This window comes from Mesorhizobium sp. M0848 (assembly GCF_040319805.1).
In the GTDB taxonomy this organism is placed as follows: domain Bacteria; phylum Pseudomonadota; class Alphaproteobacteria; order Rhizobiales; family Rhizobiaceae; genus Mesorhizobium.
Genome location: NZ_JAMYOM010000025.1, coordinates 88,217 through 102,314 on the forward strand (window position 1 = coordinate 88,217; position 14,098 = coordinate 102,314).

The following is a 14,098-nucleotide window of genomic DNA, read 5'->3' on the forward strand; positions in this document are numbered from 1 at the left end:
AATTTCGCCCTCAGGCCAGCAATCCATCGCTTCAACACCGCCCCCCAAAGAGCCAGGGCCGAGGCCATCAAGACGCTTCAAAAGGCTCAATCAAGGCATTGGAGATCCCCAATGGCTTGAGGGCATCGAGCACGCGCTCGGAAACGACTAGGCGGAGATCTTTCGCCATTCCGAAATCATCGCGACCGGCATCCCCGTTCACTTTCAGCCATACGAAGGGCGGAAGCTTCTGGTCCGGTTGCATTTCCTCGAACAATTCAGAAGTGGTCACCTCGACCTTGTCGAAGGTTACGCCTGAAAATTCACTCTTGAGAATTTTCTCTGCAACATCTTCGGTGACTAGATAGCACGGGAATGACGCCACCATCCTGTCCCCCAACCACCCATCAAACTCATAATGTAAACGGGTTACGAGAGGGGGATGGACACTCGCGTCCAAAATGATGTTATCGCCAAAACCACCAGATACCTCTGGCTCAAGATAATAATATATTTTCATAATTTATTGATCTCAGGAAAATCGAAATCTGACTTAGAGGCCGGTCCATGCAAATTTTCTACGATGTCTTTATACTTACTACCAACAACTTCAACCACTTCGAAATATTGAAATCCCATCAGCCTTCCAACGATTTTTTTGAGGAAATCGAATTCTTCTTTGCTCCTTAAATCTCTTCTATCAAGCAAGAATTCATTCAGAGCCTTAGAGGTGCCAAGAATTAATTGCACAATAGCCTCTGCATCATCTCTGCGGAGATTGTCTACCATTTAATTCGTCCTTCAATGCCCGTAATTTTCCATACACCTGGCCATACAATAGTGGAATGGTGCTCCGTCGTACGTGCCGGTGGGCAGTGTGGCGTTGGTGCAAAAGTCGATACACAAATTCCTCGCGACTGACTTTGATATACCAGCTACCTCGACGGAAGGATAGATGTTCTCATTTTGTTCATACATTGCGGACGCGGTCTGCTGGTTCTCCAACGCCTCAGAACGTTGCCCGCTCCCCGAATTCGGTTCAGACGCATCGGTTGATGCATCTAGTGTACCTGCTTCCGTGTCGCTCGCATGGTGCAGCAGTTCACGGATATCTAGTGCGCTGGTCGGGTCGGCCGAGAATGAATTTGGCAAGGGTTGGATGTTCTCAAAATCCAACTGTTCTTGAGCAGCAATAGAACGGGCAATTGCGACTTGATAGGCGGCCGGATCGTTGCCGTCCGGGCTCGTTGCCGCCCTCCACGCGGCGTCGACATTGGCGAAGACATCGCGAACGTAGCCAGCAGGGTCCGCCCGCCTCATGCCCAGAGTCTTGAGCGCAGCGGCAGCCGTAACCTGATACCGTGTCTGCTCGTCCTCGGAACTGCCCGCCGCAGGCTCGGCATCACGCAGTGCTGCGTGGATCGCCTGGATGGGCATCGTCCGCATGCCAAAGGCTTGGCGGCCGACATCCATCTTTACGCTGAAGTCCTGGTACCGATTGCCGCCCTCCTCCGCGCCATAAACGGCCGCGAAGTCAGCGGGGCTGGGCATCTTGCCGGAATAGCTGCCCGTATTGGCGATTGCGTCCGGAGCGTTCTGCGAAGCGAGGGCGATGTTGGTGCGCGCCTCGATCAGTTGGGCCGTGGTCGCGGCGTGTGCCTGGTCGATCAGCCGCTGAAAGTCATCTGGAGATAGGTCGGCGAGATGGTCGGCTGCCGGCTTGGTCGCGATCAGATCGGGCGCCGGAGCACGGTCCTTAAACGCCTGCGCCACTGCTTCATCAGGTGTTTTCTTGCCGAGGCGGTCGCCGGAGGCCTCGCTGCCGGAGGCCGGCGTCCCGACACCAAATATCTCCAACGCCCGTTTCGGATCCTTGGCGATCAACGCCTCGAAGCGCGTCTTGGCCGCAGTGCCGAACCAATCCTTCACCTTCTGCTGTCTGATCCCTGGGTCGAGCCCCATCTTGTCGATCAGGTCGAGCCCTTCCTGGCGGGCTGCTTCGAAGGTCACGTGATCGTCGGGATTGGCTTTGCCGATGGCGATGGCGCTGGTCTTCAGCGCCGTGTCGACCTCGGCCAACTCATAGTCCTGCCGGCGCTGGAGCTGCCGCAGCGCCATGCGCCGCGCGCCAACCGCGCGCATTACCTGCTTCTGCCTGGCGAAGTTGGCGCGCTGGCTCTCGGGCATATCAGGCAAGGCGACGTCAAATAGCGTGTCGAACAGGCCTGTCTTGACCACCCGGCCGGTGCGCGGATCGACCTGGCCGTACATGGTCTCATGTAGGCCGGCGCCGTCGGCCGGCGCGTTCGCCGCCACCTCATCTTCCGCCTGCGCGATCCGGCCGTTGAACCGGCGCCGTTCCAGCTCGGCGTCGAACGCCTCCTGTTGCTCCTTCATCTGCTGATAGCGCTCGGCGACAGCGGAAAACTGGTCGCGAAGACCCTGCATGGCGCCGCCGATCGGCGATCCCTGCGGGTATTGCACCGCATTGCCGGTATCGAGCCGGCGCTGGGCAATGGAGAGGGGGATGATGCTGACCATCGGCTGTTTCCTGCCCAACTGGCTTTGAACAAAAAGGGCGCGCCGGCGAGCACGGCACGGCCGGGTCGTACGCTGGCTGTCGCGTTCGCGGGTTTTGTCGGATCGATTTTTGGAAGAATCCTGGAGCAGCGGTGCTGCCCGGGCGGGTCGGCTCTGCTCGTCGTCAGCGCGGCCACGTCGCGGAGCCGCGGCGACCGCTATGTCGGGCGCGTCCGATTGATCGGAATGTCGGCGGGACAGCGTCGGCGAACAGCTACCGCTCCTCCGCCCGTGCCGCCTTCTCCAGCGCCACCAGCTGCGCGTCATCGAGCGTTAGGAACCCCATTATGTGCTGCACCACCTCGGCCCGCGCATTGCTCAAGGCGCTGTGCAGTTCGAACCCGTTGGGCGTCCGTGTCCGCGCCATCCACTCGCCATAGGACGGACGCCGGTAATAGCCGGTCGTCGCCGCGAGGTCGGCGAGCACCATCTCGCCGTCCTCGCCGGAAAACACTCGGAGATAGGCCTTGGCCAGCGCGTCGCGCGCCCTGGCAGGGCTGCCGGCCTGCCCGGCATGGGCAAAGCGTTTCCGGCTCATGCGACGCCGCCCGCCGGGCCGACAGGCTGCCCGCTTTGACCACTTTGCGCATCTTGGGCGCCGCCCAGCATGTCTTGCAACCCGTCGAGCAGGCCGCTGTCGCGCGCCTGCACCGCTGCCGGCACCGCATCCTTGGCGGCCTTGCCGGCGGTGGCGATCGCCGCCATGCCGGCCTGCGCCTGGCTTGCCTTGGCGCGGGCGTCGCGAAGGCCGTCGACCTCCTCCTTGCGGCGGAAGATGCGCTGCGGGCTGCGGCCGGCGCTCTGCACGATCTTGATCGCCTCGTCGCTGTCGATGTTGTCCATCACGCCTGGATCGAACTGCGCCATCTGCATGGCCGTCGTCACCACCTGGATGGTGTCGCGCGCTTCGGCCGAGCGCCTGAGCACGTCGAGCGGGCCGGTAAAGGTCGGCCGCACCGCCTTGCCGGCCAGGCTCTCCGGCGGCACGAAGCGGCTGTCTTCGTCATAGAGCCCCTTGTCCTCCAGAATGCCGAGCTCGCGATCGAGATTGCTGGCGAAGCCGGCCTGGATGATCGAGCCGGACGGCCCCAGCAGCGCGCCCTTTTCCTCTTGGCGGATCAGCGCCTCGGTCGCCGTCATCTGCGGGTTCTGCACCAGTGTCTGGAACAGGTTGACGAACATCATGTCGCGGATCTCGTCGGCGCGGCTCTGCGCGTAGTTGAAGGCATAGGTCGGGTTCTGCCCGGTCGAGATTGGCGCGATCAGCGGCCGGCCATTGTCGTCGATCAGCCCCGGATAATTCTCGCCCGGATTGAGCACCGGCACGTAGTCGAGCCGGGCCTTCGAGGCGGTCGCCGGATCGGTGATCTGCTGCAAGGCACGCAAGCCCGAACGGCGCACGGCATTTTCCTCGCGCACGGTCGTCAGCGCCTCGATAGCAGGCGAAATGCCATAGGGGTCGCCCTCGTAGCGGCGCCAGTTGAAGGTCGACACCGGAAAGGTGCGAAAACCGCTTTCCCGCACGATCTCCTCCTCGTCCTCGATGACGTGGTAGGAGGCGAAGGCCGTGTCGAGATATTGGTATTGGCCGCCGAGCCGGTACATCTTGCGCTCGTCGCGCGGCTCAATGCACTGGATCAGCGAGATCTTCGTCTCGCATTTGGCCGGATCGTCGACCAGAACCTTGATCTGCGCCGGCAGTTTTTCATAGCCGAGCAGCTGCGCCGCCTGCCGCGCCGTGCGCTCGTATCGGCGGTGGAAAATATCGACCTGGCCCCAGCGGTTGAGGCTGAGATAGCCCTCGACCACCGGGATCGAGGCATAGCGGATCAGCGTCGCGCCAAACCCTTCCTCGGCATAGAGATAGGCCGGGCCATAGCGCACGACATTGCGCAGGCAGGCCTGCGTCGCCGGCACGAAATTCGAATTGGCGGAGTAGCGCAGCGCAAACAGGAAATCGCGCAAGGCCTCCGCCCATTCCTTTTCCTCGTCGGTCTCCTCGTCGTTCATGGCCGCCGTCGACAGCCCGTGCCATTTTTCCGACTGCGGGATGATCAGGCTTTCCAGCCCGGCGGCCAGCCGGTTGGCGGCCGAGTTGATGGTGTTGGCATAGACGCGGGCGCCGCGCCGCTCCTGCCGCTCGGCCTGCGAGTCCTGGCTGCCGGTTCGGCGGCCGCTCCAGATATCGGGCGCATCGGGGTCGCAGAACTCCGCCACCTGCTCCCACACAGCCTCATACTGACTGCGCTCGCTCTCGAGCTCGGACTGGCGGGACAGGATATTGCGGGCGCGGGTGTCGGTCATGATGTTCTCACTTGTTTGGCGCGCCGGAGCTGCCGATTGATTGGAGATGCGGAGGGACAGCACCCCCCTCTGGCCTGCCGGCCATCTCCCCCGCATGGGGGGAGATCGGCAGTTTTGCCGACGGCGCGTTTCCTGCAACGTCGGCAATTGGCGAAAGCGGCAGCACATCCAATCTCCCCCCTTGCGGGGGAGATGTCCGGCAGGACAGAGGGGGGTGCCTCGCGCCAGCCTTCCCTTGTCATCTTTTGCCCACTTGGCGGTGCTACGAACTTGCTCGCGGCGGGTTTTGGAGGAGGTCGATGTGACGACAAGCCTTGCCGCCCTGAAAAGCCAAAGCAAACGCGCCGTGAAACGGCTCATCGGTTACGATTCCCGCAACTGGCTACGCATCCGCCAGATCGAGGCGTTCACGCTCTTTCTCGAAGCCGGCAACCGCAAGGCTTCCGACGTGATCGAGATCTCGCCCGGCTGGAACCGCTACTGGCGGGCGATGTGCCCCAATTACCGCTCGGTCGATTTTCCGGCCTTCGACATCTGCAGGGATCGCACCGACGAGCAATATTCCATCGTCATCGCCGACCAGGTGCTGGAACATGTGCGGCGGCCTCACGCGGCGGTGGAAAACATCCACGCCATGACGAGGCCCGGCGGCTGGGCGATGGTGGCGACACCGTTCCTGTTTCGGGTGCACGCCAGGCCGCACGACTACAACAGATGGACCCCGGCCGGCCTCAAGCAGCTGATGGTCGATGGCGGCTTTCCGGAAGCCAACGTCAAGGTCCACGGCTGGGGCAACAAGGCCTGCGCCAGGGCCCATATCGGCGGCCCCGTCCGCGCCTACGGCCTTTGGCGGGACTTGAGCAACGACGAGGAATACCCGCTGATGGTCTGGGCTTTTGCGAAGAAGGCGTGAGGGGCTGAAGCTGCCAATCTCCCCCCTTGCGGGGAGATGTCCGGCAGGACAGAGGGGGGTGCTGTCCCTCGGCCTATCGGCCAAACACAAAGCGCCTTCGGCTGGGCGTGAGATATGCGGAAGGGTAGCGATCCTTCACACCCCCCTCTGCCCTGCCGGGCATCTCCCCCGCAAGGGGGGAGATCGGCTAATCACCCCCGCCTTTTCATCACCCTTGCATGCCGTCGCCACACCCACCAGTCCCACACGCGCTTCCTGAAACTGCGCTTCATCGCGGTCATGGTCATAGCCCCAGCAGCACGCGGCGCTGGCCGGTGAGGCTGCCTGGCGCGAGGTCGGTCTTGATGGTGCCGGCGGTGCCGTTCCGCTGTTCGAGTTCAGCCCGCAATGCCGCCTCGCGCGCCTGCACGTCCTTGTCCTGCGCCGTCGGAGTTGGCGGCAACGGCTTCAGTTCCGGTGGTTTTTGAAACAGACACATGGTTCCAGCCTTCTCCAAGATTAGAGGTTCTTGTCCAGTCGTAGAGGAAAAAGTCTTCGCCGTTGCGGCCGTAACCCGGCAACAGGCAGCGTTGCGTCGCGCCGAGCCGACCGAGCCAGCGCAGCGCCAGTTCATTGGCGGCCAGCGCCCGCGCCTCGACCCGCCAGGCGTCCCGCGCCGCGACCTGAGGCCCAAGCACGGCGTGAAAGAACCCGGTGATCCCAGGCACGCAGCGCTTCATGCGGCGCGTGCCCCAGCTCCAGGCGATCCACAGGCCGCCGCGCTGTTCGGCAGCGCCAAAGCCGGCCTCCGGATTGCCGTCCAGCTCGGCGACATAGGCAAAGTCCTGCAGCGCTGTCAGCGCCAGCAGCGCCGGCGACCAATGGTCGAGCTGGCAGTCGATCTCGGCCCGGTCCTCAGGGCGCAAATTGGCTGCGATGTAGGACAGGTCGCGCAGCGTCGCGGGTATGATGCGAAGGGGCATGAGCAGGCCTGAGCAATAGAATGCAGTTCTCGCTTCCGGGCGGCGTCTCGGCGGCCTGCGCACTTGACCGTCCCCGTCGCCAGTGACCTACTTCGGGCATCGACGGCTACCCAGGAGACGGGCGAATGGACATTCGAGCGACACTGACGCAGCTATGCGATGCCTTCAACGCGCACGATCTCGATCGCATCATGGCGTTCTTCGCCGACGACTGCGTCCTGGAGATGCCGAGGGGAGCCGAGCCCTGGGGAACCCGTTGCGAGGGCAAGCGCAACGTACGGGACGCGCTGGCGACACGCTTCGAAGGCTTGCCCGATGTCCACTACGGCAAGGCTGAGCACTTTGCGGACGAGGCTGCCGAGACCGGCATGTCGAAATGGACCCTCACCGGCACCACCCGTGAAGGCGTGAAAAAGGAAGTCCGGGGCTGCGACTTCTACACGTTTCGCGACGGCAAGGTGATCCGCAAGGATTCTTATTGGAAGATCGTGGAGTAGCTTGCGGCGTCAATACGAATTGCGGTGGTGTGACGGGTAAGAGTGCACTGTCATCGTATTCGCTTACAGACAGGTTCTCGTCCACGCAGCCGAATGATTTTGTGCCGTTCAGACAGGATAGGGTCTATTTGCAATCCCGCTCTCGACTCGTTGCTAACATCCCCGCATACAGCGCTTATCTTCCATGAAACTCCAGCACCAAGCAGTTCAGATAACGCCAGTGATTTCAGACACAAAGATACTAAGCGACACAGTGGCTAGCGGTATCGTCTTCATTGTCCTCGCCTCGGCCACACTCTACTGCGTTCGTGAACTTTTGTCCGCGTGGAGAACAGGCTCCATTCGATCAAAAACAGGGCTCGTTCTCGAAGCTCAGACGTTCTGACTTTCCGACGCCTGGTTGGCGTTACCACCTTCGCAGTGCTTTACTTATACTTTGCCTTTTTGCTGTCGTGGGAGCGGCACTCGCCGTCTCGACTCTCTTTTTTCTGGTGGCTTTGGCTGCCAAGTTTAGCCGATAAGCTAGAATTACGGTGCCGGTGCTTCAGTCCGGAGGTTCGCTGCGGTCACATGGTGCAACCGATAAAAGTGCACTGTCACCGTAATTCACCGTAATTCGGTGTTGCGGACTACAGGCGCAGGGCCGGCGCGCCCTGTCTCTTCGTCATCCTATGGCGGAGCAAGGAGCGGAGCGACGCGGCGCAGACCATAGGATCCATGCCGTGACCTTGGAGCGCTGCTACGGCGCAGGATTCTGACGTGCCGCGTTCCCCGGCGACCATCACGGCATGGATTCTCGGGTCAAGCCCGAGAATGACGAAGTGTGGGGAGCCTTGCCCCTACCGAAACGCCCCCAGCGGGTCGCTCTGCCCCGCCTTCCGCCTTGCCGCCCTGAACTCCGCCGGATCCACCACCGCCTCCCGCAGCATCATCACGCCATAGCGGGTCGCCGCCATCAGATCGTCCCGCAACTTGACCACCTGGCCATCCCTGCGATGGAACAACCGGAATTCCTCGAACCAGTCGGCCAGCGTGGAAAACACCTTGAAGCGGCCACTCTGCATGCGGTCGAGCATCTCCATCAGCCCGGCCTCGACCGAGACCGAACCGTCGGGGAATTGCGCGTGGCGGGTCAGCATGTTCAGCCCGTGCGCCGAATATTGCCGGGCAAGCGCCACGCCCGCCCCTTCCAGCGTTTCGCGGCGGCCGTCACGCGGCCAGGCGAAGGGCAGCCATTCGCCCCATGGTTTCAAGGTCAGCGTCTGCATTGCCGGCGTCTGTTGCGAGGCCCGCGCTGATTTGGTTACGTAAACGACGTCGGCTTCCGTATCCCAGGCCAACTCGACCGCGGCCGAAGGATGGTCCCAGCCGAAATCGAGCGCGCCGAGCCTTGGCCAGTAGCGCGGCAGCCGGAACGGCTCGCAGGCGATCAGTGCCTCGGCCACCGGAAAGATGCGGCCCGAGCCCAGCACCGGAATGCCGCGCGCCCGGGCCTCGCGCTCATGCGCCGGATAGGCGGCGACGATCGCCGCGCGCTCCTGCGGCGTGTAGTGCGAGGCATCGTCGATGGTCATGAAGGTGACGTGTCGGGACATCGGGAAGTCCTGGAATCAGCTTGGGACATACCTGCTGTATCGTATTATTCGGACGCGATTTTTCGGATCAGGCGCGACGGGTATCGAGCAGGCCCCGATTGACGATCCCACGAACAGAATTGTGTTGGAAGGGGCCGCGACGTTCGCATCATCCGTCGCTACGTCGGCCGCGCCGGCGCGATCAAGGACAAGATCAAAATGAGGTGAGGAGAAGAAGCTAGATGTCAGCTACGGCCATCATAGAGCCGAAAATATTGACTAGTTCCAATTGGAGCCTCAGTGTTTCAGGCCGATCCCTTCCAAGAGATCGCACTGCGAAAGCATGAGCCGGATTATCGGGCAATTGCTTGTCCCCAATCACTGGATCGTCCAACAGGCACAGCGCTTGGATAGTACCGTCAGCGGTTTCGGACTGAAGACCCCTTAAAGTATCTGCCGTGCAGACCAACGCCCCGGCCGGCTTCTGCTTGGCCGGATCGCCCGCTATCGCTGTCGCTTGCTTGTGAATGTCACCGCCTGACATTTTATCAACACGCAGAAGCGACAGCCCCTTTTCTTCGATGTGCCCGATCGGGAACACACCAGGCTTAATGCTGCCGTCCTTCAAAAAATGTTGGGGGCTCACAACGACACGCGCTATCCGCTCGGTCGCGACTACTGGCCCCATCTCCCCATGCTTTGCTTGCTCACACGAGCAAAGCCCCTCCGAACCTGTCATGCAATCCTCAGACTAGATACATAATCTGCAACAAATCATCTGGGATCGACTTTCCATCAAAAATGGATTCGCCGCGAGCAACCATATCTTTCGGCTTCGACTTTGCATAATAGGCGAAATTGTTGCCGCCAGAGAAATGGATCGAAATCGACGTCTCGCTGCTAGTCCAAAACCATCCGACCGATCCGTCAGCCGATACAGTGGACTCTGGTGGCGTCACACCCAACGGAATGGCAAGCAGGAAAACCGCGGCACATTCGATGGCTCCAGGCATCGGTGGTTGGCTGCCAGTTCCGTCCCATCCCGCTTCAAGGTCGCGGTATCCGAGCATTTCATTAAGCACCGCTTCGCGTTGCTGCGTCACTGACGGCGACAGCGTCTTGGGAGTAAGGACACGACTGGTGACCGAGAAGTCTTTTGGAACTGTCGCCAAGTCCATCGCGCCCACGGCAAGAACCGCTGCAGCCGCCGTGATTCCCGTTAGCCAATAGCCAGCTATACCGGTCTGCGTAGCGCGCGCTGGTTGCGGTGCATCATTCTCCGATGCGGCTCTGTATGCCACGCCGAGAAATGTGGGCGCGGTCGCCGTATCGGTGTAGTCAATTGCTCGCATTCAACGCAATCCTGTCCTGCGCGGCCTTTGTCAGAAACTTAGAGATAAGCTCTTTAGAAGAATTATGCAAAAATTCAAAAAATTCACGCCCTTGTGATTTTCTAAAAAGATCACTGGATTTAATTGGATTCTGTAGATCAAGCCTAAGATAGCTATCTATGCGCAGCGCCGGCTCATTGTTCTGGTTCATGACACCGTCAAAGTTAATTCTTTCGAGCAACCGCCCAGGCATCGGCAGACCTTCAGTCCGAAACCAACCTTGATGGACATGCCACAGGTGACCGCTCTGACCAATGTTCTTGGGCAGCCAATCGCTTTTCAGGTCCAATATCTGATCGAACCGAGGGGACTTGTTACGATCCTTCCACTCGAATATGTCGACATATTGTAACAGCAGGTTAGTGATGGGATTTGATGAGATTGCTGCCACTTCAGCAGCGTCAGTCATAAGCGCCAAGGTGGTCGGGAACACTTCCGCCCATCTTGTGTAGTCGCCGCAGTTTACAAGAAGAGACTGGTCTAGCGCGCTAAGCCTCCACGCCAGAGTGCCGTCCGGTTTCACTCGGTCGAAAATCACTCCGCCGGCCGGCGCCTGCATGAACGCCGGCGGAATGCCTTCACCAACCGCAACTTGCATCATCGTCTGTCGGCTCAGCTTGGGAACTTGACCACGCCACCGGTCATGGGAGTTTACCAAGGCCTCAATTTCGGAAGAATTGAAGGCGCGACGCAGCGTGACGCCAAACACGGCCTCAACAATGGCATGCTTGCCGCTGATAGGCTCAAAGCTCAAAAGTCGTCCCCCACTCGGTCGCGCTGCGATAGCGCAACGCAAGGCACTTGTCATGTGGAACTATTTATAATCTCCAGCGAAGATGCAACCCGAGGGTGGGCTGAATCGACGACAACTACTCGGAAAGTGCGCTCCGCTATGGACGTTTGGAACCTATGCGGATCAATGGTGTAAAACCATCTGTAAAACGCTGATTTCGGCAGTCGGTAAATCAGACGCAAAGCCTTATACCATATGGTGGAGCGGGCAGCGCGAATCGAGCCCGTGCGTTCAGTTTGGAAACTGACCGTCCGAACAGTGGCCACAGGGAGGAAGTCACCCCTTCGCCATCCCCTCAATCTCTCCCGCCGAAAGAAACAACAGCACCACATCCGACATCCCAAGCAGCGGCGTGAACGTCACGATGGTGATGCCGCCCGTCGCATTGGTGCGGGTCAGGCCTTCGGAATAGATGTCGAGCGGCGGTTCCTCGTCGAACCAGACGCCGTGCAAAGTCTCGCCCTGCCATTTCTCGCGGCCCTTCTCGAAACTCTTGAACGACAGCACCGATTCATCGGCCTGCACGTCGCCGCCGCCACCCCAGCGCACCACGACGCTGTCCAGCGCGCCCGGTGCGCCGCGGCCCATGAAGGTCTGCACAATGGCGTCGTCCGGGATCATGCCCGTGCCCCAGGCCGCCTGCTGCTGCGGCGGACCGACCAGCACACGCTGCGGATTGTCACGCGTGCCTTCGCCGGTGACGCCGGCCGCCCACAGCCGAACGGCCGTGTCGAAAACCTTGCCTTGCCACCACTGGGGATAACGGCCGGTCAGGTGCATGGCCCATTCGGCGCCCCCTGCCCTGGTCTTGCCGAGCTGGTTGCCGGCCATGAACAGGCGCTCGCGGTTCTGCGCGCCTGCAGCGTGAAACTCGGCCTGGCGTTCATACGGTCTATAGGCCGCCAATTGATTGGTCCGGCGCCGTCTGTCCAGTTCGGCCAGCAGCGCCAGATATTCCATCTTCACGGACATCACCGGGTTCTTCGAGGAACGGTTTGACGATCGTCTCGAGGGCGCGGATGCGGCTGCGGATTTCGTCATCGCTCAGGCTGTCCATTTGGTTGATCTTGGCATCGAAATCCTTGGGCAGCACCGACAGCACGATCTTCAGATACTGGTCCGGCTTGTCGGCTCGCACCTGGGCGATCACGCCGGCGCCATAGGCGCGGAAATCAGCCCGCACGGCAGCCAGGAAATCGTCGCCCAGTGTCTTCTTGGCGCGCTTGCGGCGCGGCTTTTGCGCGGCCGGTTTGGCGGCGGGTTTGCGCTTTGCCGGCTTGCTGCGCGTTGGCCCGGCGGCGGTCTTGTCAGTCACGGACGTCACCACCCACGGCGTTGGCAGCGGGAATGCCGGCCTTCGGCATCGATCCGGCCCGGCTGGCCGGTTTCTTTGAACGAGCGGATTTCTTCCTGGTGCGCTTCTTGGCTCCCTGGACGCGCTTTGGCTTTGCCGCGTCGGCAGGCTTCGCCGCCGGGGCAGGCCTTGCCAGACCGGCCCGCGCCCTGAGACGCGCCATGACCAGACCGACAAGGTGCCCGGCGATGCCGGCCTGCGAGAACCCGAACTCGCCAGCCTCGTCCCGCACCATGCCGATCTTTACGCCGGGCGCGACCTCCTCGAGACGCCCCAGGCGTGGCTGCGGCGAAATGCCTTCGAATTCGCCGATCGCGCTGACGATTTCCTGGCCGTCAGCATCGGTGATGATGGTGGCGTAGCGGGTCATGGGTGTCTCTCGGATTGCGAAATGAGTCATCGGGCGAAGGATGGCATTCCTTGGCGCCCCCTCTGTCCTGCCGACATGTCTAGCCCAGCAACAAAAAACCCGCCTCAGGGGCGGGTCGTTGGCGCAACTCAGCACCATGGACAAAAATGTAGCATAGCTGCACTCACCCCGTCAACCGTTTTCTGAGAAAAAATTCCTAATTCGGTCAAACCCGCCGGCCGCATCCCGCACCATGCCGATCTTTACGCTGGGCGCGACCTGCTCGACACGCCCCAGGCCTGGCTGCGGCGCAGCACCTTCGAATTCGCCGATGGCGCTGACGATTTCCTGGCCGTCAGCATCGGTGATGATGGTGGCGTAGCGGGTCATGAGTGTCTCTCGGATTGCGAAATGAGTCATCGGGCGAAGGATGGCATTCCTTGGGGCCCCCCTCTGTCCTGCCGACATGTCTAGCCCAGAAACAAAAAACCCGCCTCGGCGGCGGGTCGTCGGCGCAACTCAGCACCATGGGCAAAAATGTAGCATAGCTGCACTCACCCCGTCAACCGTTTTCTGAGAAAAAATTCCTAGATCGATCGCAATTCCGGCCTGACCGACGCTGGCAAAGCGCGTAAAACCCTGCTTTTGCCGGCGGCTGGTCACAAGCCGGCAGGTGTGAAATCATTCGTCGAAGCTCATGGAATGATTCCCGTCGCACGGCCTTGTGGGAGAGGACGATGGACAGACCAGCCATGGCATCCGTGTTCAGGATGCGGCATGCACCAGCCATGGTTTCCGGCGTGCGCAGCACCGGCCAGGGTCAGGCGGATCCGGTCATCCGCGTGCGTTCGCTGGGCGAAGCCATCCGTTTCGTCGCCAACGCCTACCCCCAATACGACATCGGCGCCGTCGCCATCAGCTGTGGGGATGTTTCGATCGGCAGCCTCGGCAGCCTGGAGGTCAAGGCGCTGTGGCGCGAATATGGCGAACGGCTGACGCAGGAATAGGCGTTCGCCCGCAGCCTTTCTGGAGCGGAAATGCCGCTCGCGCGTTTCAACCCCAGTCACGGGAGCAATCGCCATGAATGTCGCCAACCTGCAACTCGAAGGCCTGTTGATGGCCGTCGCCTCGATCAACCGCCTCCTGGTTCAAAAGGGGGTGCTGACGGCGGAGGAAATCGACCTGGCCTTGCGCAAGACCGAGGCAGGCGAAACCAACCAGGAGCGGTCCGAAGGCATGTCCGCGTCCAGCCGCGACGCCGTCAACTTTCCGATCCGGCTGCTGGAACTCGCCAACCAGTGCCAGCCGGAGGCGGAGATGCCGTCTTTTTCGAAGCTGGCCCGCATGGTCGGCAAGATAAAGGAACCCTACAACGACCAGCTGTGAGGGGGTGCCAAGGCAG

Annotated in this window: 19 protein-coding genes; 4 read left to right on the forward strand and 15 right to left on the reverse strand. The window is 61.1% G+C overall.

Features of this window, described 5'->3' with window-relative positions; translation table 11 throughout:
• Nucleotides 1–67: 67 nt before the first annotated feature.
• From NKH95_RS25815 to NKH95_RS25835, 5 genes are all read right to left on the reverse strand, one after another.
• Nucleotides 68–499, reverse strand: coding sequence for a hypothetical protein (locus tag NKH95_RS25815; protein ID WP_352441226.1), 432 nt, complete (start codon nucleotides 497–499; stop codon nucleotides 68–70).
• Nucleotides 496–768, reverse strand: coding sequence for a hypothetical protein (locus NKH95_RS25820; RefSeq protein WP_352441227.1), 273 nt, complete (start codon nucleotides 766–768; stop codon nucleotides 496–498). The genes NKH95_RS25815 and NKH95_RS25820 overlap by 4 nt, the downstream gene beginning before the upstream one ends.
• Before the next feature lie 12 nt (nucleotides 769–780).
• Nucleotides 781–2,520: a hypothetical protein gene (locus NKH95_RS25825; RefSeq protein ID WP_352441228.1), complete on the reverse strand. Its 1,740-nt coding sequence runs from the start codon at nucleotides 2,518–2,520 to the stop codon at nucleotides 781–783.
• A gap of 253 nt (nucleotides 2,521–2,773) precedes the next feature.
• A complete protein-coding gene (locus tag NKH95_RS25830; RefSeq protein WP_352441229.1) occupies nucleotides 2,774–3,097 on the reverse strand; it encodes a Bbp19 family protein in 324 nt (107 codons plus the stop codon).
• Complete coding sequence (locus NKH95_RS25835; RefSeq protein ID WP_352893659.1) at nucleotides 3,094–4,863, reverse strand: portal protein; 1,770 nt, start codon at nucleotides 4,861–4,863, stop codon at nucleotides 3,094–3,096. The genes NKH95_RS25830 and NKH95_RS25835 overlap by 4 nt, the downstream gene beginning before the upstream one ends.
• A 301-nt stretch (nucleotides 4,864–5,164) precedes the next feature.
• Between NKH95_RS25835 and NKH95_RS25840 the strand changes: the two genes are divergently transcribed.
• The gene (locus tag NKH95_RS25840; RefSeq protein WP_352441231.1) at nucleotides 5,165–5,776 is read left to right on the forward strand and encodes a class I SAM-dependent methyltransferase; all 612 of its coding nucleotides are present in this window, start codon (nucleotides 5,165–5,167) and stop codon (nucleotides 5,774–5,776) included.
• Nucleotides 5,777–6,059: 283 nt separating this feature from the next.
• On the opposite strand, the gene NKH95_RS25845 is transcribed toward NKH95_RS25840, so the two are convergent.
• A complete protein-coding gene (locus tag NKH95_RS25845; protein ID WP_281035567.1) occupies nucleotides 6,060–6,185 on the reverse strand; it encodes a hypothetical protein in 126 nt (41 codons plus the stop codon).
• A complete protein-coding gene (locus tag NKH95_RS25850; RefSeq protein WP_352893660.1) occupies nucleotides 6,154–6,738 on the reverse strand; it encodes a hypothetical protein in 585 nt (194 codons plus the stop codon). The genes NKH95_RS25845 and NKH95_RS25850 overlap by 32 nt, the downstream gene beginning before the upstream one ends.
• A gap of 125 nt (nucleotides 6,739–6,863) precedes the next feature.
• Between NKH95_RS25850 and NKH95_RS25855 the strand changes: the two genes are divergently transcribed.
• A complete protein-coding gene (locus NKH95_RS25855; protein ID WP_352611220.1) occupies nucleotides 6,864–7,235 on the forward strand; it encodes a nuclear transport factor 2 family protein in 372 nt (123 codons plus the stop codon).
• A gap of 839 nt (nucleotides 7,236–8,074) precedes the next feature.
• On the opposite strand, the gene NKH95_RS25860 is transcribed toward NKH95_RS25855, so the two are convergent.
• The 8 genes from NKH95_RS25860 to NKH95_RS25895 form a co-directional block, all read right to left on the reverse strand.
• Nucleotides 8,075–8,830, reverse strand: coding sequence for a phage terminase large subunit family protein (locus NKH95_RS25860; RefSeq protein ID WP_352893661.1), 756 nt, complete (start codon nucleotides 8,828–8,830; stop codon nucleotides 8,075–8,077).
• A 217-nt stretch (nucleotides 8,831–9,047) separates the two neighbouring features.
• Nucleotides 9,048–9,548: a hypothetical protein gene (locus NKH95_RS25865; protein ID WP_352893663.1), complete on the reverse strand. Its 501-nt coding sequence runs from the start codon at nucleotides 9,546–9,548 to the stop codon at nucleotides 9,048–9,050.
• A 7-nt stretch (nucleotides 9,549–9,555) separates the two neighbouring features.
• The gene (locus tag NKH95_RS25870; protein WP_352893664.1) at nucleotides 9,556–10,161 is read right to left on the reverse strand and encodes a hypothetical protein; all 606 of its coding nucleotides are present in this window, start codon (nucleotides 10,159–10,161) and stop codon (nucleotides 9,556–9,558) included.
• The gene (locus NKH95_RS25875) at nucleotides 10,148–10,954 is read right to left on the reverse strand and encodes a TIGR04255 family protein (protein WP_352893665.1); all 807 of its coding nucleotides are present in this window, start codon (nucleotides 10,952–10,954) and stop codon (nucleotides 10,148–10,150) included. The genes NKH95_RS25870 and NKH95_RS25875 overlap by 14 nt, the downstream gene beginning before the upstream one ends.
• Before the next feature lie 315 nt (nucleotides 10,955–11,269).
• Entirely contained in the window at nucleotides 11,270–11,965 is a 696-nt protein-coding gene (locus NKH95_RS25880; RefSeq protein WP_352893666.1) for a terminase large subunit domain-containing protein, read from the reverse strand.
• A complete protein-coding gene (locus NKH95_RS25885) occupies nucleotides 11,886–12,308 on the reverse strand; it encodes a hypothetical protein (protein ID WP_352893667.1) in 423 nt (140 codons plus the stop codon). Before NKH95_RS25885 ends, NKH95_RS25880 begins: the two co-directional genes overlap by 80 nt.
• Nucleotides 12,301–12,717: a hypothetical protein gene (locus NKH95_RS25890; protein ID WP_352893669.1), complete on the reverse strand. Its 417-nt coding sequence runs from the start codon at nucleotides 12,715–12,717 to the stop codon at nucleotides 12,301–12,303. The genes NKH95_RS25885 and NKH95_RS25890 overlap by 8 nt, the downstream gene beginning before the upstream one ends.
• Before the next feature lie 171 nt (nucleotides 12,718–12,888).
• Nucleotides 12,889–13,086, reverse strand: a complete 198-nt coding sequence (locus tag NKH95_RS25895; RefSeq protein WP_023813811.1) for a hypothetical protein — start codon at nucleotides 13,084–13,086, stop codon at nucleotides 12,889–12,891.
• A 347-nt stretch (nucleotides 13,087–13,433) separates the two neighbouring features.
• Here NKH95_RS25895 and NKH95_RS25900 point away from each other — a divergent pair, with 347 nt between their 5' ends.
• Both NKH95_RS25900 and NKH95_RS25905 read left to right on the forward strand, forming a co-directional pair.
• A complete protein-coding gene (locus tag NKH95_RS25900) occupies nucleotides 13,434–13,703 on the forward strand; it encodes a hypothetical protein (protein WP_023813812.1) in 270 nt (89 codons plus the stop codon).
• Between the two features lie 73 nt (nucleotides 13,704–13,776).
• Nucleotides 13,777–14,082, forward strand: coding sequence for a hypothetical protein (locus tag NKH95_RS25905; protein ID WP_023813813.1), 306 nt, complete (start codon nucleotides 13,777–13,779; stop codon nucleotides 14,080–14,082).
• Nucleotides 14,083–14,098 lie beyond the last annotated feature (16 nt).